This window comes from Desulfocurvus sp. DL1XJH-121, from assembly GCF_054819825.1.
On record NZ_JBTVWW010000015.1, the window covers coordinates 65,103 to 87,161 of the forward strand.

At 67.3% G+C, this 22,059-nt stretch carries 15 protein-coding genes and 1 tRNA gene; 9 read left to right on the forward strand and 7 right to left on the reverse strand.

The window, feature by feature from the left end; genetic code table 11:
- The first annotated feature begins 387 nt into the window (after window positions 1-387).
- From ACYYG1_RS11550 to ACYYG1_RS11560, 3 genes are read left to right on the forward strand one after another with little or no spacing between them, the layout of a single operon-like run.
- Complete coding sequence (locus ACYYG1_RS11550; RefSeq protein WP_461210466.1) at window positions 388-648, forward strand: hypothetical protein; 261 nt, start codon at window positions 388-390, stop codon at window positions 646-648.
- Window positions 649-650: 2 nt separating this feature from the next.
- The gene (locus ACYYG1_RS11555; protein ID WP_461210467.1) at window positions 651-2,111 is read left to right on the forward strand and encodes a sodium:solute symporter family protein; all 1,461 of its coding nucleotides are present in this window, start codon (window positions 651-653) and stop codon (window positions 2,109-2,111) included.
- Between the two features lie 10 nt (window positions 2,112-2,121).
- Window positions 2,122-3,288, forward strand: coding sequence for a M20 metallopeptidase family protein (locus ACYYG1_RS11560; protein WP_461210468.1), 1,167 nt, complete (start codon window positions 2,122-2,124; stop codon window positions 3,286-3,288).
- A gap of 73 nt (window positions 3,289-3,361) precedes the next feature.
- Here the strand turns inward: ACYYG1_RS11560 and ACYYG1_RS11565 are convergent, their stop codons facing one another.
- The 5 genes from ACYYG1_RS11565 to ACYYG1_RS11585 all read right to left on the reverse strand — a co-directional run bounded on the left by ACYYG1_RS11565 (window position 3,362) and on the right by ACYYG1_RS11585 (window position 10,556).
- Entirely contained in the window at window positions 3,362-5,884 is a 2,523-nt protein-coding gene (locus ACYYG1_RS11565) for a PocR ligand-binding domain-containing protein (RefSeq protein ID WP_461210469.1), read from the reverse strand.
- A gap of 371 nt (window positions 5,885-6,255) precedes the next feature.
- Window positions 6,256-7,944 (reverse strand): ABC transporter permease, encoded by a 1,689-nt coding sequence (locus ACYYG1_RS11570; protein WP_461210470.1) that lies wholly within the window; start codon window positions 7,942-7,944, stop codon window positions 6,256-6,258.
- 12 nt (window positions 7,945-7,956) lie between these two features.
- Window positions 7,957-9,045 carry an ABC transporter ATP-binding protein gene (locus ACYYG1_RS11575; protein ID WP_461210471.1) on the reverse strand — a complete coding sequence of 363 codons (1,089 nt, stop codon included), beginning with the start codon at window positions 9,043-9,045 and terminating at the stop codon, window positions 7,957-7,959.
- A 104-nt stretch (window positions 9,046-9,149) separates the two neighbouring features.
- Complete coding sequence (locus ACYYG1_RS11580; protein WP_461210472.1) at window positions 9,150-10,148, reverse strand: ABC transporter substrate-binding protein; 999 nt, start codon at window positions 10,146-10,148, stop codon at window positions 9,150-9,152.
- Window positions 10,149-10,469: 321 nt separating this feature from the next.
- Window positions 10,470-10,556: transfer RNA gene (locus tag ACYYG1_RS11585), tRNA-Leu, on the reverse strand.
- A 111-nt stretch (window positions 10,557-10,667) separates the two neighbouring features.
- On the opposite strand from ACYYG1_RS11585, the gene ACYYG1_RS11590 reads away from it, so the two are divergent.
- The 6 genes from ACYYG1_RS11590 to ACYYG1_RS11615 all read left to right on the forward strand — a co-directional run bounded on the left by ACYYG1_RS11590 (window position 10,668) and on the right by ACYYG1_RS11615 (window position 19,450).
- Window positions 10,668-11,720 (forward strand): FUSC family protein, encoded by a 1,053-nt coding sequence (locus ACYYG1_RS11590; protein ID WP_461210473.1) that lies wholly within the window; start codon window positions 10,668-10,670, stop codon window positions 11,718-11,720.
- Between the two features lie 42 nt (window positions 11,721-11,762).
- The gene (locus tag ACYYG1_RS11595) at window positions 11,763-13,091 is read left to right on the forward strand and encodes an alkaline phosphatase family protein (protein WP_461210474.1); all 1,329 of its coding nucleotides are present in this window, start codon (window positions 11,763-11,765) and stop codon (window positions 13,089-13,091) included.
- Complete coding sequence (locus ACYYG1_RS11600) at window positions 13,088-15,232, forward strand: ATP-dependent helicase (RefSeq protein ID WP_461210475.1); 2,145 nt, start codon at window positions 13,088-13,090, stop codon at window positions 15,230-15,232. Before ACYYG1_RS11595 ends, ACYYG1_RS11600 begins: the two co-directional genes overlap by 4 nt.
- A gap of 194 nt (window positions 15,233-15,426) precedes the next feature.
- Complete coding sequence (locus tag ACYYG1_RS11605; protein ID WP_461210476.1) at window positions 15,427-17,262, forward strand: adenylate/guanylate cyclase domain-containing protein; 1,836 nt, start codon at window positions 15,427-15,429, stop codon at window positions 17,260-17,262.
- The gene (locus ACYYG1_RS11610; RefSeq protein WP_461210477.1) at window positions 17,259-18,266 is read left to right on the forward strand and encodes a polysaccharide deacetylase family protein; all 1,008 of its coding nucleotides are present in this window, start codon (window positions 17,259-17,261) and stop codon (window positions 18,264-18,266) included. Before ACYYG1_RS11605 ends, ACYYG1_RS11610 begins: the two co-directional genes overlap by 4 nt.
- Window positions 18,263-19,450 (forward strand): LysM peptidoglycan-binding domain-containing protein, encoded by a 1,188-nt coding sequence (locus tag ACYYG1_RS11615; protein ID WP_461210478.1) that lies wholly within the window; start codon window positions 18,263-18,265, stop codon window positions 19,448-19,450. Before ACYYG1_RS11610 ends, ACYYG1_RS11615 begins: the two co-directional genes overlap by 4 nt.
- Window positions 19,451-19,519: 69 nt before the next feature.
- On the opposite strand, the gene ACYYG1_RS11620 is transcribed toward ACYYG1_RS11615, so the two are convergent.
- Both ACYYG1_RS11620 and ACYYG1_RS11625 read right to left on the reverse strand, forming a co-directional pair.
- Complete coding sequence (locus tag ACYYG1_RS11620) at window positions 19,520-21,160, reverse strand: YcaO-like family protein (protein WP_461210479.1); 1,641 nt, start codon at window positions 21,158-21,160, stop codon at window positions 19,520-19,522.
- Window positions 21,161-21,294: 134 nt separating this feature from the next.
- Window positions 21,295-21,843, reverse strand: coding sequence for a hypothetical protein (locus ACYYG1_RS11625; RefSeq protein ID WP_461210480.1), 549 nt, complete (start codon window positions 21,841-21,843; stop codon window positions 21,295-21,297).
- Between the last annotated feature and the right edge of the window lie 216 nt (window positions 21,844-22,059).

A 22,059-nucleotide genomic window follows, 5' to 3' on the forward strand; every position in this document is an offset into this window, starting at 1 on the left:
CCATCATTTCAGCTATAAGCTATTTTACATTCTTGAAATCCCAATTGACGTTATCGTGACATCCTTGCTATGAATCAGCACACAATTCAACAAATCGTAAGTGATTTCAACGTTGGGCGCGCCTTGCACGATACTTGCTGACAAGGACTCGTCTCGTTGTGAAATCAACGTACGGACATCACAGCAGAAATTTGAAACCTACTCACACCCGCCGGATGCCTTCCGCCGCCAGCACGGCAGAGGGCACCGACTGAGCATACGGTTCGGCCGTCCTGCGGAAACTGTCCACCCGCAGCCCGGCCAGCGAGAACTCTGGACAGCGGTATTTCCAGTCCCGCGGCGCGCAGGCGCCGCATCTGCAGAACCTCCAGCGCTCAAGGAGACAGCATGTCCGACGACAGCTACAAACTGCGGTTCTTCTCATCCTCCGTGCCCCCGGCACGACGCAACCTTCTTATCCTGTTCGCCCTCCTCTTCATCGGTGTGGTCCTGGCCCAGGCCTTCTATTGGCTGTTCGCCAACGCCGCCGAGCCCATCGTCATGGGCCTGCCCTTCGGCATGTTCTTCATCGTCATGGTCATCATCATCGAATACGCGGGACTGCTCGTCATGGAGCGCGTGCTGCACAAAGACGACAAGGAGGACTAGCCATGAGCGACAGCGTCATCATCCTCCTGGTCATCGCGGCCTATCTGCTCCTGGTCCTGTACATCGGCGCAATCGCCGGGCGCGGGCGCAACAACTCCACCGAGGAATACATCTCCGCCAGCCGCTCCCTGGGCTTCATCTGCATGTACTTCCTCATGGGCGGCGCCATCTTCAGCGCCTTCGCCTACCTGGGCGGCCCGGGCTGGGCCTACGCCAAGGGCGCGCCAGCCTACTACATCCTGGGCTACTGCGCCGCGGGCCTGCTGCCCTGGCTGGTCTGGGGCCCCAAGGCCCAGGCGGCCGGGCAGAAGTTCGGCTACGTGACCCAGGCCCAGCTGTTCAGCGACCGCTTCCAGTCCAAGGCCATGTCCATCATCATCGCCCTGGTCTCCGTGCTGGCCTTCATCCAGTACGTGTCCCTGCAGATGAAGGGCAGCGCCTACGTGTTCGAGATCGCCTCGGGCGGGACCATCCCCTTCTGGGCGGGCGCGCTCATCGCCTACGTCATCGTGCTCATCTACGTGTTCTTCGGCGGCGTGCGCGGCGTGGCTTGGACCAACGTCTTCCAGGGCGCCTTCATGGTCATCACGGCCTGGGTGCTGGGCCTGTACTTCTGCTACAGCCTGTATGACGGCCCCACGGACATGTTCCAGCGCATCATCGCGGCCAAGCCCACTCACCTGCTCATCGGCCCGGGCACCAAGATGAGCTTCGCGGCCTACTCCTCGGCCGTGCTGGTCTCCGTGCTCGGCTTCACCATGTGGCCGCACCTGTTCATGAAGGCCTACACCGCGGACTCCCGCAAGACGCTCAGGCGGACCATCGTCTACTACCCGACCTTCGCCATCATGCTCATTCCGGTACTGCTCATCGGCTTCGCGGGCATCATGCAGGTCGATCCCAAGGTCCTGGGCGCGCCCGACCGCATCCTGCCCTGGATGTTCTCCAACATGAACTTCCCGCCCCTGGCCGTGGGCCTGGTGCTGGCGGCGGCCCTGGCCGCGGCCATGTCCTCCCAGGACACCATCACCCACGCGGCGGGCTCCATCTTCTCGCAGGACTTCATCGAGGTCATCATGGGACGGCCCTCCAGCGAGGCCGAGGCCACCAAGTGGATCCGCATCTTCGTGGTGGGCTTCGGGCTCGTGGCCTACCTGGTGACCATCTTCGGCGGCCAGACCCTGGTGGCGCTGCTGCTGGGCGCCTACGGCTCCATCGTGCAGCTGCTGCCCCTGGCCTTCGCCACCTTCTTCTGGCCCCGGGCCACCCGCGCCGGCGCGCTGACCGGGCTTGTGGTGGGCGTCTGCTACAACTATGCTATCGTCTTCGGACTGGTGCCCAAGATGTGGGATATCAACCCCGGCATGCAGGGACTGGTGCTGAACTTCGCCCTACTGGTGGTCGTGTCCCTGCTGACCAAGCCCCAGGACAAGGACCACGTTTTGAAGTTCGCAGAACTCTAGGAGCAAACCAATGCAGCCAGAACTAGGGGCATGCCTGGAAGCGGCCAGGGACTGGACCATCGGAGTCCGGCGCGACCTGCACCGCATTCCGGAGCTGTCCTTCCAGGAAGAAAAAACCGCGGCCTACGTGGCCGACAAACTGCGGTCCCTGGGCTACGAGCCAAGGACCGGCGTGGCGGGTCACGGCGTGGTGGCCGACCTGGAGACGGGCCGTCCCGGCCCGGTGGTCATGCTGCGCGCGGACATGGACGCCCTGCCCATCCTGGAGGAATCGGGACTGCCCTTCGCCTCCACCCACGAGGGCGTGGCCCATTGCTGCGGCCACGACTGCCACACGGCCATGCTGCTGGGCACGGCCAAGGTGCTCTCCGAGATGCGGGACGCCTTCTCGGGCATCGTGCGCCTGGTGTTCCAGCCCGCCGAGGAGCTGGCGAGCGGGGCAAAACCCTTGGTGGAATCCGGGATCATGGACTCGCCCAAGGTGGACTACTGCTTCGGCATGCACGTCTGGCCCACGCTGCCCGCGGGCACGCTGGGCATCAAGACGGGCCGGATGATGGCCGCCATGACCGAGTTCAACGTGACCATCAAGGGCCACGGCGGGCACGGGGCCATGCCCCACCTGTGCGTGGACGCCCTGGAAGTGGGCACCCAGGTGGTGGGCGCGTTGCAGCGCATCACCAGCCGCCACATGAACCCCATGGAACCCACGGTGGTGACCATCGGCCGGTTCCAGGCGGGCACGGCCATGAACGTCATCGCGTCCGAGGCCCGGCTCTCGGGCACATCCCGGACCTTCGACCGGGATGTCTGGATGGGCTTCGAGGACCGCCTGCGGACGGTCATCGGCGGTGTCTGCGAGGCCATGGGCGCGACCTTCGAGATGGAGTTCAAGGAGGGCTGCCCTCCGGTGCTCAACGACCCCGAGGCAACGGCCATCGCCCGCGCCGCCGCCGTGAAGGTGGTGGGCGAGGAGAACGTCCTGGAACCCGAGCCCACCATGGGCGGGGAGGACATGTCCTTCTACTTCGAGCGCGCCAAGGGGAGCTTCATCTTCGTGGGCGCATCCCAGGAGAAGGGTCTGCCCCTGCACAACCCGGGCATCGTGTTCCCCGAGGAAGTCCTGGCCAACGGCGTTGGCCTGGCCTGCCAAATCGTCTCGGACCTCCTGGGCTGAGCCCGGGCCGAGGAACCACAAACAAAAAGGCCCCCGTCCGTCCGGATGGGGGCCTTTTCCGTTTTCTTCCGGCCTACTCGCCCCCGTCCGGGGGCAGGCGGATCACGAACCGGGCCCCGCCGCCGGGTGCGGGTTCCGCGAAGATCCGCCCCCCGTGGCGCTGGGTAATGATAAAATAGGACACGGACAGGCCAAGCCCCGTGCCCACGCCCGGCTCCTTGGTGGTGAAGAAGGGTTCGAAGATGCGCGCGCGCATCTCCTCGGACAGCCCGGGGCCGTTGTCCTCCACCTCCAGACGCACGCCGCCCTCGTCCGACAGCGCGCGCAGGATGATCCTGGGCCGCCCGTCGGCCTTCGGCCCCTCGGTCATGGCCTGGGCCGCGTTCTTGAGCAGGTTGAGGACCACCTGCTCGATCTCCATCTCCTCCACCGGAATCTTGGGCAGGTCCGGGGCGTAGCGGCGCACGATATCCACTTTCTTGAAGTCGTAGTTCCTGCGCAGGTCGTAGTCGCTGGACGCCAGCTCCACGGTCCTGTCCAGGAGCGCGCACAAATCACAGGGCGCGCGCCGGGCTCCGCTCTGGCGACTGAAGCTCAGCATGTTCTGGATGATGCCCGCGGCGCGGCGACCCGAGTCCTGGATGCCGTCCAGAAACCGCGTAATGGAGCGCTCGCGGAAATACTCGCCCATGGCCGCGAAATCCAGGCCCAGGCGCCCGGCCGCCTCCTGGTTGGCGGGCAGATCCGGATCCAGACGGCGCAGGATGTTCTGCGCGCCCTGGAGGATGCCGCCCAGGGGATTGTTGATCTCGTGGGCCATGCCCGCGGCCAGCCCGCCCACGGACATCATCTTCTCGGTCTGGACCATGATATGCTCGATACGCACGCTCTCGGACACGTCGTCCAGGCGCAGCACCGCGCCCCCGGCCTTGTCCTCTTCCAGGGGAAAGACCATCAGGTCCACGTGGCACCGCTCGCTGCCCCGCTGCAGCAGCACCCTGCGGCGCTCCAGGCGCTCGCGCCAGAACACGGCCCGGGCTATCTCGCGCAACAGATCCCCGGGCAGGAAATTGACCTCGGACAGGAGCTTGCCCAGGGCCTTGCTCCCGGGCAATCCGGTCCAGCGCCCGGCCGCCCGGTTCCATTGCGTCACCGTCAGGTTGCGGTCCGTGCCGATGAGCACCGAGGGCATGGAGTCCACGATGCTGGCCAGGTAGTTGCGCAGGGAAAGCAGTTCGGTTTCCGCGAGCTTGCGGCTCGTGATGTCCTGGTACACGGCCAGGGTGGCCATGAGCTCGCCCCCGGCGCCCCACACGGGGGTCCCGTACATGGCGGCGTAGCGCTCGGCCCCGTCCTTGCGCACGACCCGGACTTCCCTGCCCCTGGTGACCTTGCCCCCCAGGGCCCGGACCGAGGGCAGGTCCGCGTCATCCAGGAGCTCGCCTGTCAGGGAATAGCCCTGCCAGGTCCGCTCGATATCCCAGATCCCGTGCCCGACGAAACGCGGTTCGTCGTCGAGCATGAACAATTCCCGGCAGGCCGAGTTCTGGTAGCGCACCACGTTGTCCGCCGCGGTGAGCACCATCATGGCTATGGGCGACTGTTCAATGACCGCCTCCAACAGTTTCTTGTTGTTGGCCAGGTCCTCCTCCACCAGCTTGCGGTCCGTGATGTCCGTGTGCGTGCCGCCCAGGCGGTGGGGCCGCCCGTCCTCGTTCCTCCGCGAGGCCCCCTTGCCGAGGACCCAGCGCCAGGACCCGTCCCTGTGGCGCAGGCGGTACTCCACCTCGAACTGGTCCACCTCGCCGTCGCGGCAGCTGTTGTTGGCCTCCAGCGCGTGCGCGCGATCCTCGGGATGTATCCGCGACAGCCACTCGGACTTGTCGTTATCGAACTCGTGGTCCTCATAGCCCAGCATGGCCTTGTAGCGCGGCGAATAATACACGCTGTCGCGGTCTAGGTCCCAGTCCCAGATGCCGTCGTTGGCCCCGCGCACCACCAGGGCGTAACGCTCCTCGCTGGCCGCCAGGGCCTCGCGGGCCACCTCCAGCTCCTGGATCAGGTCCCGCTGCAGCGCGTTCTGGTAGGCCTGCCGGGAAATCTGCCCGGCCAGGCGGCACAGGGCCCGGCCCACCGCGTGCAGCCGTTCCAGGGGCATGACGGTCACTTCCCCCAGGGCCTCGCGGAACGTTTCCTCGTCCGCCCCGATCTCCCGGGCGTAGGCCAGCATGGCCTCGGTGTCGTGCCCCTCGCCCAGCACCTGGCCGATGAGCCAGTTGCCCACGTGGCGGCGGCCCAGGAAGATGCCCGTGCCCCCGTCCCACAGGCCGCCGGACAGGCAGGGCAGGATCAGGGCCCCATCCTTGGAGGGGCTGCCGAGCATGGAGTCGGACTGCATGCAGTTGGCCAGGCCCTGTTCGGTGCTGCGGATGACTTCGCTGCACAGGCGGCAGAAGTTGCTGGGCCGGGTGATGGGAGTCCCGTCGGGCCGGGTGATGAGGGAGGCCACCCCGGTGGCCTCGGCAAAGGAGTCCTGCAGAGCCTGCAGCTCTTCCAGGTCGAAGACGTCCTCGAACTTCAGCGTGTCGGCATCCATGTTCTGCCCCCGCCACCCCGCGCCCGGCGCGCCCGGAGCATGCAGGGCGCACCCCGGACTTGGGGTGTCATTTTGCCGCAGACATATCACCACGAACAGCTTTATGCAATGATATCGGGCACTACCCGGCCGCCCACGAAAATCCCCGGGGGCAGTCCGCTTTCGAAGGACAAGGCGTCGGAAATGCCCCTGTCTCGGGCTGGCGGTTTCCGGAAGCAGCCCCTGGACGGCCCTCGCCATCAGCAGATGAACCCGCCCCACCCCCTAGCGCCAGGCCACCGGGTTTCCACCTCGCGCCGGCCGCGCGGCCATGAAAAAACCGCCCGACGCGACGGCGCCGGGCGGCTCTCGGGTCTTGGTTGCCGCGCGGATCAGCCGCCTTCCTCTGCGGGCTTGAACTTGGCGCCCACCAGGGTGGCCAGGAGCACCAGGGAGGTGGAGATGACGATCATGATCAGGCCCAGGGCCGAGAGCTTGCCCCACAGGCCGTCCTCGGCGAAGCGCAGGATCTGCACGGCCAGGACCTCGGTGCCCGGCCGCGAAAGCACCACGGACAGGGTCAGCTCGCGCACGAACATGGTGGCCATGAGAATCCAGGCCGAGACCATGCCCGGCACCAGGAGCGGGATCACGATGCGGCGCATGGTGGTCACGGGACCGGCCCCGCAGACCAGGGACGACTCCTCCAGATGCGCATGCACCTGCACGAAGGCGCTGGCCAGGGGCCGCACCCCGTAGGGCAGGTAGGTGGCGATGTAGCCGATGAGCAAGGCCCAGATGGTGGCGTACAGCGGGGTGCGCACGAAGAACCACATGAAGCCCACGCCGATGACGATGCCCGGGAAGGAGAAGGACAAGAACGTCAACGTCTCCAGTACGCCCGAGGCCGCGCTGCGCACCTTGACCACCACGTAGGCCACCAGCACGGACAGGGCCACGCCCAGGGTCGCGCCGCCCACGCCCAGCACCAGGCTGTTCTTCAGGGACAACAGCGAGATGGGGTCGCGCAGCACCTCGTGCCAGTGCTTCAGGCCCATCATGGAGAAGGCCTTGGCGCTGGGCACCATGGAGTACGGGGTCAGCGACGTGTAGATGAGCACCAGCACGGGCAGCACGATGAGGATGAAGGACAGCACCCCGACCACGCCGAACAGGGGCCCGCGGGCCCGGCCCAGGCTGATCACCGTGGGCTTCCAGCCCCGGCTGGAGATGGTCACGAAACGCCCGCTCTCCGAGGTCAGGTAGCGGTACACGTAGATCAGGCTCACCGAGGTGGCCAGCACGCTCATGCCGATGGCCGCGGCCGCGCCGAAGTCCGCCACGTAGCCCGTGGCGATGGAGCGGTAGATGTGCGTGGCCAGCACGTAGATGCGCCCGGGCATGCCCAGCACCGAGGGCACGGCGAAGGACGCCAGGCTGCGCACCAGGGCCAGGATGAAGGCCGCCAGGATGGCGGGCCGCAGCACGGGCAGGGTGACCCGGGTCAGGGTGCGCCAGGTGCTGGCCCCGCAGACCTTGGAGGACTCCTCCAGGCTGACGTCGAAGGAGGCCAGGGCCGGGGCCAGGATGAGATAGGCGATGGGCAGGTCCAGAAGCCCCTCAACCAGGACCATGCCGCCCAGGGAGTAGATGTTGAACGGCGAGGAGTCGAACCCGAGCACCTGGCGGCAGAAGAGGTTCAGGATGCCGTTGGAGGGGTTCAGCAACAGCGCCCAGCTCACGGAAAACAGGATGTGCGGCACCATCATGGGGATGATGGAGATGATGCGGAACAGGACCTTGAAGGGGATGTCCGTGCGCGTGTTCAGATAGGCCAGGAACAGGGCCAGGAACGTGGCCAGGAACGACGAGCCCAGCACGAAGACCAGGGTGTTGCCCACGATGCCCAGGAGCTCCGGGTCGCCGTATGCCGAGGCGTACTTGGCCAGGGTGAAGGACCCGAAGGCCCCCAGGCCCTGGGAGACGCTGCCGAAGGCCAGCATGAACACCGGGCAGACCGTAAGCAGACCCACCACGAGGATCAGGCTCCAGGTCAGGACCGGACGGTTGGGGGAAGCCATGCGCACCACCCCCTACGCGGCCAGAAGCAGGCAGTGTTGCGGGTCCAGGACCACGCTCACGGCGTCGCCCCGGCCGAGGCCCAGGTCCGGCGCGGCCTTGACGAAGAGCATGGCCTCGCCGGCCTTGACCTCGCCCTCGAAGACCTCGCCGATGAACACCAGGTTGTCCACGATGCCGGGGAAGCGGTTCTCCCCGGGCGCGGGCGCGCCCTTTTCCAGGCGGATGAACTCCGGCCGGAAGCAGAGGGTGACGGCGTCGCCGGGTTTCATGGCGGGCTGCGGCCTGCAGGCCACCCGGCCCAGGGGCGAATCCACCACGGTGCGGCCCTCCTCCTGGGCGGCCACGGTGGCGGGCAGCAGGTTGGCCCGGCCGATGAAGTCGGCCACGAAGCTGTGCTCCGCGTTGAAATAGATCTTCTCGGGCGAGCCGATCTCCATGATCCGGCCCTGGTTCATGACCGCGATGGTGTCGGACAGGGCCAGGGCCTCCACGCGGTCGTGGGTCACGTACACGGCGGTGATGGACAGTTCCGAGAGAAAGGCGCGCAGCTCCTTGCGGGTCTCCTCGCGCAGCTTGGCGTCCAGGTTGGACAGGGGCTCGTCGAAGAGGATGACCTTGGGCTCGGCCACCAGGGCGCGGGCCAGGGCCACGCGCTGCTGCTGGCCGCCGGACAGGCGCGTGGCCGGGCGGGACTCGAAGCCCTCCAGCTGCACGAAGCGCAGGGTGCGGGCCACGCGCTCGCGGACCTCGGCCCGGGGCGTCTTGCGCGTCACCAGGGGATAGGCCACGTTGTCGAACACGGTCATGTGCGGCCAGATGGCGTAGGTCTGGAAGACCATGCCCAGGCCGCGCCGCTCCGTGGGCACGTAGATGTTCTTGTCCCGGGACCAGACCACCTCGCCGCCGATGGCGATCTCGCCCCTGTCCGGGTGCTCCAGGCCCACGATGGACCGCAGCAGCGTGGTCTTGCCGCAGCCGCTGGGCCCGAGCAGGGTGAAGATGCCCTGGGCCGGGATGTGCAGGTCCACCTCGTCCAGGGCCTTGATGGTCTTGCCCCCGGACACGTAGTGCTTGGAAAGATTCGAAATGCGGATTTCCATGGATTTTCCCCCGGCGAACAGGGCCGGAAACAGGCCCGCCCGCCCCGCTCCCCCTCTGGAAGGAACAGGGCCGGGCGGGCGCGCGGATTGGTGTCGGATGCGGTCTACTGGGCCGCGAAAATGGCCTTGAACTTCGCTCCCCACTCCTTGGTCTCCTCGTCGGAGAGCACGCGGATGGGCAGGACCTCGGCCTTGTCCATGCCGTCGATGGGGGGATACACGCCCGGGGCCAGCACGTACTCGCCCACCTGGGTGGCCAGCATGCCCATGGCCTCGTTGGACAGCCACCAGTCCATGAAGAACTTGCCCGCGTCGGGATGCTGGGCCTTGTTCACCAGGGCGATGGCGCGCGGGGTGCCCAGAAGCGGCTGCTCCACGCGGGCCCAGTCCAGGGGCGCCGGGGCCTTGGTGATGATGTACTTGGGCATGGAGATGCCGATGAGCTTCTCGCCGCTCTCGATGGGCGCGGGGGTCGGGCCGAAGGAGGCCACGAACATCGGCCGGTTGGCGGCCAGGCCCTTGAGGAAGGCCATCCAGTCGGCCTCGGACTTGAAGACCTTCTCCTTGAGGCCCACGAGCCAGGCGATGGTGGTGGCGTGGGTGGAGGGGTCGGCCATGACGATCTTGTCCTTCCACTTGGGATCGGTCAGATCCTCATAGCGCTTGGGGGCGTCCGCGGCCTTGACCAGCTCCTTGTTGTAGATCAGGCCCACGTACTCGATGCCGCAGAGCTGGATGGTCCCGTCCTCGCGCGTCCAGGCCGGGTACTTCTGGGCCCTGGGCGGCGCGTAGGGGGCCAGCACGCCCTGTTCCTTGAGGTATTGCATCACGGGCAGGGGCGCCAGGAGCACGTCGGCCTGGAGCTTGCCCGCCTGGTACTCGGTGAGCACCGTGGCCAGGAACTTGGAGGTGGAAACCCGGGTGTACAGACCGTCGACCCCGGTGGCCTTGGTGAAGGCTTCCATGATGGGGTCCACGGCGGTGATGTTGGCGTAGAACGTGGCCTTGCCGTCGGCCTTGGCCTTTTCCAGAAGGCCCTGGTCGGAGGCCAGGGCCGTGCTCGCCAGGCCCAAAACCAACAAGAGAACCAGAATGCGTTTCATGGTCGATCTCCTTATGGGCTTTTGCCCGTGGTTATGCGCTGCAAAGCACCGGCCGATACGCGTTCCAGAAGGTCCCGAACGGCCGGGGATATCCGTTTTGTCATACAACCGTAACAATTCGGCTGTCCAGGGAAAGATACCTTTACGTAGCCCGACCCCGGCCCCCGGGGCTCGGGCCCGGCGCACCGCAAGACAGGGGAAAGCCCCCCGCAGCGAAAGGAAACCGACAAAAACGTCCGGCACGAAAATCCAGACCGCCGCCCCACGCGAGACGACGCAAAAAAGGCCTGCGGCCGGGGCCGCAAGCCTGTAAGCTTCCTATGGTACCCGGGGCGGGACTTGAACCCGCACAGACTTGCGTCCCAGGGATTTTAAGTCCCTTGTGTCTACCAATTCCACCACCCGGGCACGGGTGGGCATTCTTATCCCGCGCCGGGGGCGCGAGTCAACGCCGCAACATGGCGGTTGCCTTTAGCGCGAAACGGTGTCATTTCCCCCATCACGGGAGCTTTGAACGACATGCCTTATTCCGATTCCGGTTCGACCTACGCCCATCTCCGCCACGGCTTCAAGACCGCCCTGGCCACCCTCATCGCCTACGGTCTGGCCAAGGTCCTCGGCCTGCAATACGGATACTGGGCGGCCCTGTCCTCGGTCATCGTGATGCAGATCTCCGTGGCCGATTCCCTGCAAATGTGCTGGTACCGCCTCTCGGGCACCTTGGTGGGCGCGGTCATCGGCATCGTGACCATCCTCATCTTTCCCGAGCACTGGCCCTGGACCGAGGTGGGTTTGTTCCTGTCCATCGGCTTCTGCGCCTACATGACGCGCTACAACACCCGCTACCGCATGGCCGCCATCACCTGCTGCATCGTGGTCCTGGCCAGCGTAGGCGAGGAGGGGCGCGTGCTCTTCGGCATGGAGCGGGTGGTGGAGATATTCCTCGGCGTGAGCTCGGCTTTCCTGGTCAGCGTGCTGCTCTGGCCCTTGCGCGCCAGCCGCTCCCTGAACGAACGACTGCGCGGGCAGTTCGCCACCTGCGCCAAGCTCTACCAGGCCATCGTGGCCGCCTACCTGGATGGCGGTGACGAGCTGCCTGAGGACTTCCTGGACGCCTTCGCCCTGACCACGGGCGAAAACCGCGGGTACCTGCGCAAGGTCCAGCGCCACGAGCGCTTCCTGTACCACGAGGACACCCGCACCCTGGGCCTGAAGGTGGAGACGCTCAGGCTCAGCGCGCGCAACATGAGCTCCATGATGCATTCCCTGTCCGACGCCGCGCCCCAGAGCAGCAGCCGCATCCTGGAGCCGGAGCTGCGCACCCTCTGCACCCTCACGGCCGACGCCCTGCGCGCCGCGGGGGAGGGCACGTTCACGGACGCCGCCCCGCTCCTGGGTGCCCTGGAAAGCCTGGAGGCGCGCATCGCGGAGATGCGCCAACGCGAGGTCACGCGGGTCCTGGCCACCCGGGACATGATGCAGTTCTTCTCCTTCCTGCACCTGATGCGCTTCATGGCCCTGGACGTGCTGCGCCTGGTCACGCCCCAGGCCCTGGCCAAGGCCGAATCCTGAGCCGCCCTTGACCCGCGCGCGCCGCGCGGGTAGCACCGGCCCATGCAGACCGCAGAACGCCCCCGCATGGCCGTCCTGGGCCTGGACGGATTGCCCCTGTCCCTGGCCCTGGACCTCTGCGCCCGGGGGCTGACCCCGAACCTCGCGCGCCTAGCCCCGGCGGCCCGCGCCTTCCGCGCGGAGCTGCCCGAGCTCTCGCCCGTGAACTGGACCTCCTTCTTCACGGCCTCGGGCCCGGGCGAGCACGGAGTCTACGGCTTCACGCGCATCGACCCGCGCACCTACGACATCGCCCTCACCGACTCCTCGGCCGTGGCCTGCACGGACATCTTCCAGCGCCTGGGCGATCGCGGCCTCGTCAGCCGAGTGGTCAACCTGCCCAACACCTATCCGGCCCGGCCGCTCAAAGGCATGCTCGTGGCGGGGTTCGTGGCCCCGGAGCTGTCCCGGGCCGTGTATCCGCCGTTCCTGGCCGGGCGGCTGGCCCAGGCCGGCTACCGCCTGGAGGCCGACACCACCCGCGCCGCGCGCGACCCGGACCACCTCCTGGGCGAGCTGGCCGCCACCCTGGACTCCCGGCGCGCGGCCCTGGACTTGCTCTGGCCGGACCTGGCCTGGGATATGTTCGTGTTCGTGCTCACGGAGACGGACCGGCTGTTCCATTTCCTGTTCCCGGCCCTCACGAACCCGACCCATCCCCTGGCCCGGGCCTGCGAGGGCCTCGTGCGCCGCTGGGACGCGCTCCTGGGGGACTTCCTGGACCGCTCCGCGGCCCTGCCCGGGCCCAAGCGGCTGCTGGCCCTGGCGGACCACGGATTCACGGAACTCATCACCGAGATGGACGTGAACGCCCTGCTGGCCGAACAAGGATTCCTGCGCCTCCAGGGTTCTCCCGAACACGAGAACGACGCCCGGGTCATCGCCCCCGGGACCACGGCCTTCGCCCTGGACCCGGGCCGCGTGTACCTGCACACGGCCGAGCGCTTCGCCCGGGGCGCTGTTGCGCGCGGCCAGGCCCCGGACCTGGCCCTGGCCGTGGAGCGCGCGCTGCTGGGCCTGCGCTTCGAGGGACGGCCCGTAGTGCGCGCGGTGCATAGGGGCGCGGACCTCTATGCCGGCCCCATGGCCCACGCGGCCCCGGATCTGGTGGCCGAGGCGCACCCGGGCTTCAGCCTCACGGCCAAATTCGACGGCAGGGGGATATTCGGCCTCTACGGGCGAACGGGCGTGCACACGGCGGACGACGCTTTCTTCTACGATTCCGGGGACGCAGCCCCGGCCACCCCGCGCGGCGCGGGCTCCCTAGTCCTGGACTTTTTCTCGGTCCCCACGCACAATCAGTCCCGCCCAAGCCCGCAAAGGACCCCATGACCGACTTCCAGAAAGACCTCAATCCCGCCCAATGGGAGGCCGTCAGCCACACCGAAGGCCCGGTGCTGGTGGTGGCTGGCGCGGGGTCCGGCAAGACCCGGACCATCGTCTACCGCCTGGCCCACCTGGTCAGCCGAGGCGTGCCCCCGGAGAGCATCCTGCTATTGACCTTCACGCGCAAAGCCGCCCAGGAAATGCTGGACCGCGCGGAACGCCTGCTGCACGGGGGCCTGACCGGGGTCACGGGCGGCACCTTCCACTCCTTCGCCTTTTCCATGCTGCGCCGCTTCCCCGGGGCGCTGGGCGGCAATCCGCGCGTGACCATCATGGACCAGGGCGACGCGGAAAACGCCCTGCGCGACCTGCGCGGGGAGCTGGGCCTGGGCAAGGGCGACCGCTCCTTTCCCAAGAAGTCCACCCTCATGGGCATCATCAGCAAGTCCCGCAACAAGGAACAGCCCATCGCCACGGTGCTGCAGAACGAGGCCGCGCACCTGGTGCGCTACGAGGACGAGATAGAGCAGCTCTCCCGGGCCTACGCGGGCTTCAAGCAGCGCCTGGGCCTGCTGGACTACGACGACCTGCTCTTCGGCCTGGAGACCCTGCTCCGGGACCACGCCCCGGCCCGCGACATGGCCCGCAACCGCTACCGCTACGTGATGGTGGACGAGTACCAGGACACCAACCTGGTGCAGGCGCGCATCGTCAAGCTCCTGGGCGGCGAGGCGGGCAACGTCATGGCCGTGGGCGACGACGCCCAGTCCATCTACGCCTTTCGCGGAGCCAGCGTGTACAACATCCTGTCCTTCGAACAGACGTTTGCGGGCGCGCGCGTCATCCGCCTGGAGCAGAACTACCGCTCCACCCAGCCCATACTGGACCTGACCAACGCCATCCTGGCCCAGGCCGAGCTGAAGATCGACAAGCACCTCTTCACCGAGCGCCAGGGCGGCCCCAGGCCGCAGCTCATCCGCACCATCTCCGACCGCTCCCAGGCCCAGGCCGTGGTCACCAAGGTCCTGGAACTGGCGCGCACCCACCCCCTGCACGAGATCGCGGTGCTGTTCCGCGCGGGCTACCAGTCCTTCCCCGTGGAGGTGGTGCTCAACAAGCTGGGCGTGAAATACCGCAAATTCGGGGGCATCCGCTTCACCGAGGCCGCGCACATCCGCGACGTCCTGGCCTACCTGCGCATCCTGCAGAACCCGTCGGACCTGCCCGCCTGGCAGCGGATCATGGAGCACCTCCAGGGCGTGGGCCCCAAGACCGCCGCAAAGATCCACGCCGCGCTCATGGAGGGCGGGGGCAAGTATCTGGAGACCATGCGCGCCAAGCACCAGGGCCTGCGCGAGCTCCTGGACCTGGTGGACGAGCTGGCCCGCTCGGGATCGCGCCCCGGGCCGCTCCTGGCCCGCATCCTGGAGCACTACCAGCCCATCCTGGAGCAGAAATTCGCCGACGACCACCCCCGCCGCCAGGCCGGGCTGGAACAGCTCGCGCGCATCGCCGGGGCCTACGAGTCCCTGGACACGTTCCTGGCGGACCTCTCCCTGGAGTCGCCGGACCAGGACGAGGACCCCGACGGCGAGGACGTGCTGGTGCTCTCCACCGTGCACTCGGCCAAGGGCCTGGAATGGACCGCCGTGCTGATCATCGACCTGGTGCAGGACCGCTTCCCCTCGCGCCACGCCCTGATGCGCGCCGAGGACCTGGAGGAGGAGCGCCGGCTGCTCTACGTGGCCTGCACCCGGGCCCGGGAGGAGCTCTGCCTGTTCGTGCCCGCGGTGCTCTACAACCAGTACAACGGGACCAGCGAGCCCGCCGTGGACAGCCCGTTTTTGTCCGAACTGCCCTACGGGTCCGTGGATCCCTGGCGCGAAAGCTATTCGGGCGGGCTGGCCCCGGCGGACGCCTCCCCGGCCGCGCCCAGGCCCGAGCCCCTGCCCGGCGCGCCGGTCGCCCCCACGCCTCCCGGCCCCTGCGCCTCGGCGTCCGACGCGCCCAAGCGTCTGGGATACTGCCGCCACAAGATCTTCGGCCGCGGCAAGATCGTGGCCGCCGTGGACCAGGAGAAGTACCGCGTGAACTTTCCCGGATTCGGCCTGAAGGTCATTCTTGCACAGTACCTGGAAATGGAATAATCATAGTTAGTTGACCGTTCACAGCCCTGCGCGCCGCCCGGCGATGCGCAGGGCCGTTCCAGGTTCCCCTTGATTTTTGCGTTTTGCACACGCTACAAAGCATACTATCTTTTGATATTCTTATCGTCTGCACGACAATCACCCGGCGCCCGCGCAGGCCGGAGAACCACCGTACGCATGGAGGAAATCCGACCATGGCCGGTCCAGACGCACAGTCCCAGCTGCCCCTCGGCGAAGCCCTGATCCAGGAAGAGGTCATCAACGAAGCTCAACTGGCCCAGGCCATAGAGCACATGAAGGAACAGGCCGAGCAGGGCAAGCCCCCCCGGCTCACGTCCTCCCTCCTGGCCCTGGGCCTGGCCTCGGACAAGGCCATCCTGGCGGCCATCAACAAGGTCTACGGCCTGGGCGCCACGTCCCTGACCCCGGATATCGAGGACCAGATCGAGGGCCTGGAGCGCAGGGGCTTCCTGGGCCGCGTACGCGTGCCCATCAGCATCAAGCTCTCCGTGACCCTGGCCCTGTTCCTGCTGACCATCATGATGGTGCTCAGCTACTTCATGCTCAAGCGCCAAGCCGACAACCTCTACAGGGAGAGCGTCAAGTCGGGCAAGATCAGCCTCAAATACTTCACCACAGAGGCCAAGGTCCCCCTGCTCAACGACGACACCCTGCGGCTGAACTCGCTCATCAGCGAGGTCACCCAGGTGGAGGGGCTCGTCTACGCGGTCATCGCCGGGCGCGACGGAATCATCAAGGCCCACAACGACCTTTCCCAGGTGGGCAAGCCCCTGGTGCTCTCGGGCAAGGTGGGCGGCGAATCCAAGGAAGACGACATCACCTACTTCACGCGGCGGCTGCTGAACAACGAGGAAATCCTGAACCTCACCGCGCCCGTGGAGTTCAAGGGCAAGCGCCTGGGCGACGTGCACGTGGGCATCTCGCTGAAGTTCATCGCCGACCGCATCTCCAGGGAAAAGGTCTTCATCTACATGATGACCGTGGTCTTCTTCCTCATCGGCATGGCCGTGGCCGGGCTCCTTGGGACCAACTTCTCGCGGCCCATCTCCAAGCTGGTGGTGGCCACCAAGGAAATCTCCAACGGCAACTTCCACCACAAGGTCAACTTCAAGCGCAAGGACGAGTTCGACGATCTGGGCCGGGCGTTCAACTTCATGAGTCACGAGTTGTGGCTCAAGTCCATCATGCGCGAGAGCTTCGGCCGCTACGTGTCCACCACCATCCGCGACCTGATCCTGGCGGACCCCGAGAGCGTCTGGCTCAAGGGTACGAAATCCTCGGCCACCATCGTCTTCGCGGACGTGCGCGGCTTCACCAAGTACTCCGAGAACAACGATCCTGCCGTGATCGTCGAACAGCTCAACGAATTCTTCGACATCGCGGCCAAACACATCGAGCGCAACAACGGCTACATCGACAAGTTCATCGGCGACGAGGTCCTGGCCGTGTTCGGCGGCCTGCCCAACTACGAGGGCGACCACGCGGTGAACGCGGTGCGCGCCTGCTGGGACATGCAGCGGGAGCTGGCCGAGCGGGCCAAGGAAGGGACCAACCCCGTCCTGGGCCGCGTGGGCGCATCGGTGAACACGGGCGAGGTGGTTTCGGGTAACATCGGCAGCGAGGTGCGCATGGAGTACACGGTCATCGGCGACACGGTGAACGTGGCCTCGCGCCTCAACGCCCTGGCCGGGGCCGGGACCGTGGTGCTCAGCGAGTCGGCCTTCGAGCGCACCAAGGCCATCGTGGCCGCGCAGATGCTGCAGCCCCAGATGGTCAAGGGCAAGTCCAAGCCCCTGCAGCCCTACGGGGTGCTCAAGGTTCTGGGGCCCGACGAGGGCCAAGCCCCGCCGCCGAGGCCCTTCCAGGGCACGGGCGTGGCCGCGCCTCCGCCGCCCAAGGCCGGCCCGGCGGCAGCGCCTCCGCCGTCCAAGACCAGGCCCGCCACAGCAGAGGATACACAACAGCAGGCCCCGCCTGCCGAGCCCAAAAATGGGGGGGAGCCCGTATGACCAGACAAATTCTCAAAGCCGTGGTCCTGGCCGCCGTGCTGGCGGCCATGGTGGCCGCCCTGGCCGCTTGCGGGGGCAAGCAATCCCGGCGGATTTCGCCCACGCGCACGTCCCGCGACTTCGCCGTGGTCAAGGTCCGCCCGGGCGACACCTTGAATACCCTGGCCAACCGCTATCTACACGATCCGGACAAGGGCTGGATCATCGCCTCGTACAACGAGGTGGAGACCATCGCCGAAGGCGACGTGCTGACCATCCCCCTGAGCCCCGTGAACCTCGGGGGCATCGGCCAGGGCGTGGTCCAGACCGTGCCCGTGCTGGCCTACAGCGGCTTCTCCGAAGACACGTCCGACGCGCTCACCGTGAGCCGCGCCGACTTCGAGGCCCATATGCAATTCATCAAGGACCAGGGCTACACGCCCATTTCCCTGGACACCTTCTACGACTTCCTGGACTTCCAGGAGCAGGCCCCCGCGAAATCCGTGGTCATCACCATCGACGACGTGGGCCAGAACACCTATTCCGTGGCCTATCCGGTGCTCAAGAAATTCGGCTTTCCCGCGGCCGTGTTCGTGGCCACGGACATGGTCACGGGCCAGGGATCGGCCCTGTCCTGGGATCAGATCCGCACCATGGCCGGCAACGGCGTGACCATCGGCCACCGCACCAAGACCCTGCGCAACCTGACCCGCCGCCAGGCCGACGAAACCTTCGAGGACTTCGTCATCGCCATCGACCGCGAGATGACCGTGCCCACCCTGACCTTCCGCCAGGAGATCGGCGACGACCCGAAATATTTCGCCTATCCCTTCGGTTCGGCCAACGAGCTGGTCATCTCCCTGCTGATGAAGAACAAATTCCGCGGGGCCATGACCCTGGCCAAGGGCTCCAACCCCTTCTACGTCAACGACTACCTGGTGCGCCGCAACGCGGTCCCCGGGACCATGGCCATGGCGGAGTTCCAGAAACTCTTCGAGTTCACCAGGCAAGGAGGCGCGCAATGAAAACCATAGCCACCACCCTCGCCCTCCTGGCCCTGGCCGCCGTTTCCTGGCTCTGCGCGCCCTGCCCGGCCCAGGCCGGCATCACGGACGACGTCAAGGCCCTTTTCGCCACGGGCGAGCATCAGGACGATCCGTTCCTGCCCCTGCACGACCTGTACAAGGGGCAGGCCCAGGCCGCCGAGGCCCGGAACGACCTGCCCACGGCCCTGGAATACTACACCATCGCCGCCACCATCGACCGCCGCGACCGCGTCTGCATCAAGGCGGCGCGCGCGCTCAAGGCCAAGCTGGAAGCCCTGGCCGCCGAGAGCTTCAAAAAGGGCCTGGCCCTGCTTGAGGCCGGGGACAAGGACGCGGCCCACGCCGCATTCACGGCCGCCCTGCACCTGAACCCGGACAAAAAGGACGCGCTGCCCTATCTGAAGAACGCCTTTGGCGGTGAGATCATCAAGGACTACGAAATCACGCAGGGCGACACCCTGCGCCGCATCTCCGAGAAGGTCTACGGCAACCCCGGCGGCGAGCTGCTGCTCACGCGCATCAACAACCTGTCCATCGCCGACGCCCTGACCCCGGGCGAGACCATCAAGGTGCCCGAGGTCAGCGCGGCCCTGTCCAAGCGCCTGCACATGGCCGCCGTGGAACCGGCCAAGGGCGCGTCCAAGGGCAAGCAGGCCATCACGGTGCTGCCCACCCAGACGGCCTCGGCCATGCCCGTGGAGGAGGACATCACCGCGTCCGAAGCCCAGAGCACGGGCGCGCTCCTGGCCATGGCCAAGCTGCAGTTCGGCAACGGCCTGTACGGCACGGCCGTGTCCATGGCCGAGGAAATCCTGGCCAAGAACCCGGCCAACCAGGCTGCCTCGGCCATCCGCAACGATTCCTACTACAACATGGCCGACAAGAGCTGGGAGGATGGCTCCGCAGCCGAGGCCATGCGCATGCTCGTGCGCCTGCCCAAGGGCTTCAAGGACTCGGACGCCCTCAAAAAGACCGTGCAGGCCAAGCTGGACGCGGATTCCGAGCCCCTGTACCTGGCCGGGGTCAAGCACTTCCTGGCCGAGGACCTGGACAAGGCCGTGGAGCAGTGGGAGCTGACCCTACAGGTCAACCCCTACCACGCCAAGGCCCGGCAGGACCTGGAAAAGGCCCGCCAGCTCATGGAGGCGGTCAAAGGTTTTTAAAGATCCCGCTCCGACGAATACCAGCCGCCCCTTTTCCCTCGGGAGAAGGGGCGGTTTTCATTGCGGGGCTCAGCCCCCGCACAGGGCCAGATAGCGGGCGAAAAGGCGCGCGGACAGGCGGGAATAACGGTCGAAATCCGCCATCAGCTCCAGGCCCGGCACCAGGGCGCGGCAGACCGGGACGCCCAGGTCGGCGCGGGTCAGATCCGCGTAGGCCGGGATGCGCCCCGAGGCCGCGAGCCAGGCCTCGGCAAAGACCAGGTCCCCCTCCACGGAACCGGTGGAGAAGTCCGGCAGATCCTCCAGGGCGCGCTCGGGCAGGCCCTCGCGCCCGGGCAGCGACGGCGGGCCGAATGGGAAGGGGTAGGGAACCTCCAGCACGGCGGACAGGGCCGCCCGCGCGCCCTTGAGGGAGGCGGACGCGCCCTTGGCCACCTGGCCCTCGGGGCCGATGGCGAAGGCCCGGTAGGCGGGGAGCCCGTTGGGGGACGTGATGTCCTCCAGGAGCACGTCCAGGCCCCGCCGCCCGTAGCGGGCGAGCAGGTCGGCCACGCGCTTGTCCGAGGAGCGGATGCGGAACAGGCGTCCCGGATCAAAGGGCGCGGTGGACTCGGCGTCGCGCTCCAGGACCTCCATGAGCGCCCCCAGCCGGGCCTGGGAGGGCGTGTTGCCTGAGGCCAGGCCCGTGGAGCCCAGGCCGCTGAACAGGGCGGGCTCGTCCAGGTTGGCGAAGAGGAAAATCATCTGCGCGGGCGCGAGCACGGCGCTTCCGTCGGGCCGGGCGCACTCCAACCACCACAGGGGCTCGTCCGCGTAAGGGGCTTCCAGGGGAAAGGCCGAGGGCTCCAGCGCCCGTTCCGGGCCCAGCTCGGAAAACCGGGCCCGCACCCACTCGGCCGGCCGCGCAAGGCCCTCGGGGCCGCCGGGTCCCACGTCCGCCCAGCTGGAATAGCGCTCGCAAATCTCCATGAGCAGGGCCGCCTGGGCCGAGTCGAAATCCAGGCCCCGGCCAAAGGAATCGTGGCGGCCGCGCAGGGAATAGGTCAGCCCCCCGCAGTCCACGCGCACCTCCCGCTCCCAGGAGCGCACCAGGCCCACGGGCGACAGGGACATCTGGTGACGCATCTGCTGGGACAGGGACGCCCCGGCCCGCTCCAGGGCCTCCTGGGCGCGGCGGATGGTCTCCGCCAGGGGCACGGGTTTGGCGCCCTTGGGGAACCTGCCCTCGCGCACCTCGGCCGGGTCCGCGAACACGCAGGCCGAGCGCTCCAAGACGCCGGGGGCAAAGGGAACGGGCGCGCCCACCTGGTCCGGCGCGGGCAGGGGCGCGTGCTCCTGGATATTGGCGCGGAACACCTCGCCCCACACGCGGTGGGCCCCCTGGTCGGGAAGCCTCGCCTGGCGCAGGTCCACCAGGGGGGAATGCGCCGCCAGGGCCGCGGGGTCGGCTTCGGGCGCATAGCCCTCGCCCGGGCGTAGGAACTCGGCCTCGGCCAGCACGCAGGCCAGAGCCGGGCCGCCCCCAAGGGCGCGGGAAGCGTCGGGCCCCAGCTCCAGGACGCGCCGCAGGACATGGCGGTGCATGTACTCGTCCATGGGCCGGGCCTCGAGATGGGCTACGGCCTGGGCGTCGGCCAGATCCCCGGCCGGGGCGCAGGCCCCGAAGCCGATGGTGGCGGCGGCCTGTTCGAGCTTGAATTCGTATCGCATGGGCCCTCCTGTGCGCGTCCCGCACGGTAGCAGAGCCCGGGCCAGAGGAAAAGCCGCGTCAGCCCGGCCTTGGGCATGAAAAAAGCCGCCGTCCCATTGGGGGACGGCGGCTGTGATGCCTTGGGCGCGGGGCGCTACTTGAAGCTGCGCTCGAACAGCCCGGCCAGGGCCTTCTTGCCCGCGTCGTTCAGGAAGCGGGTGCCCGTGCCCGTGAACTGACGGCTCTCGATGACCGGCGCGTCCACCGGGATCCAGGCGTCCTGCTCCCAGTGGAACCAGGCGGCCTTGTCCTGGTCGAAGACGTACAGGGGCTTGTTGCAGATCTTGGCGTACTCCGCGCCCCAGCCCGTGCCGCCCTTGACCGTGAGGTCGTCCTGGATGACGCCCACCACGAACACCTCGCGGCCGCTGGCCACCTGCCAGCAGATGCTCTGCAGCACCTTGCGGAATAGAGGCGCGGAGGAGAACTTGCGGTTCATGAGCCGGGACACGTAGGTCAGGCTCACGTCCTTGAGGGCCAACTCGTCCTGGGTCAGCGCGCGCACACCGCGCGCACGGTCCATGGTGTGCCCCTCGAAGCTGAAGTTGACCTCTTCGACCCCATACTTCTCGGCCAGCATCCCGAATTCGCATTCCGCGCCCCGGGCGCCGCCGCTGTACAGGGTATATCCGTTAGCGCTCATGTTCTTCCTCCTCAAAGTTGGCAGTATCATCCATGGATACCACACTCATATGACAGCCGCAACGCGCCTCGGCCCGTGCGCGCCGTGCGCGCCGCCCGCGCCGGCCGCCTCAAAGAACGGCCCCCGAAGCTGTTAGCTCCGGGGGCCGTTAAAAGAAGTCCTGGCGTCGGCCTACTTTCCCACTGACTCCTCAGCAGTATCATTGGCGATGAAGGG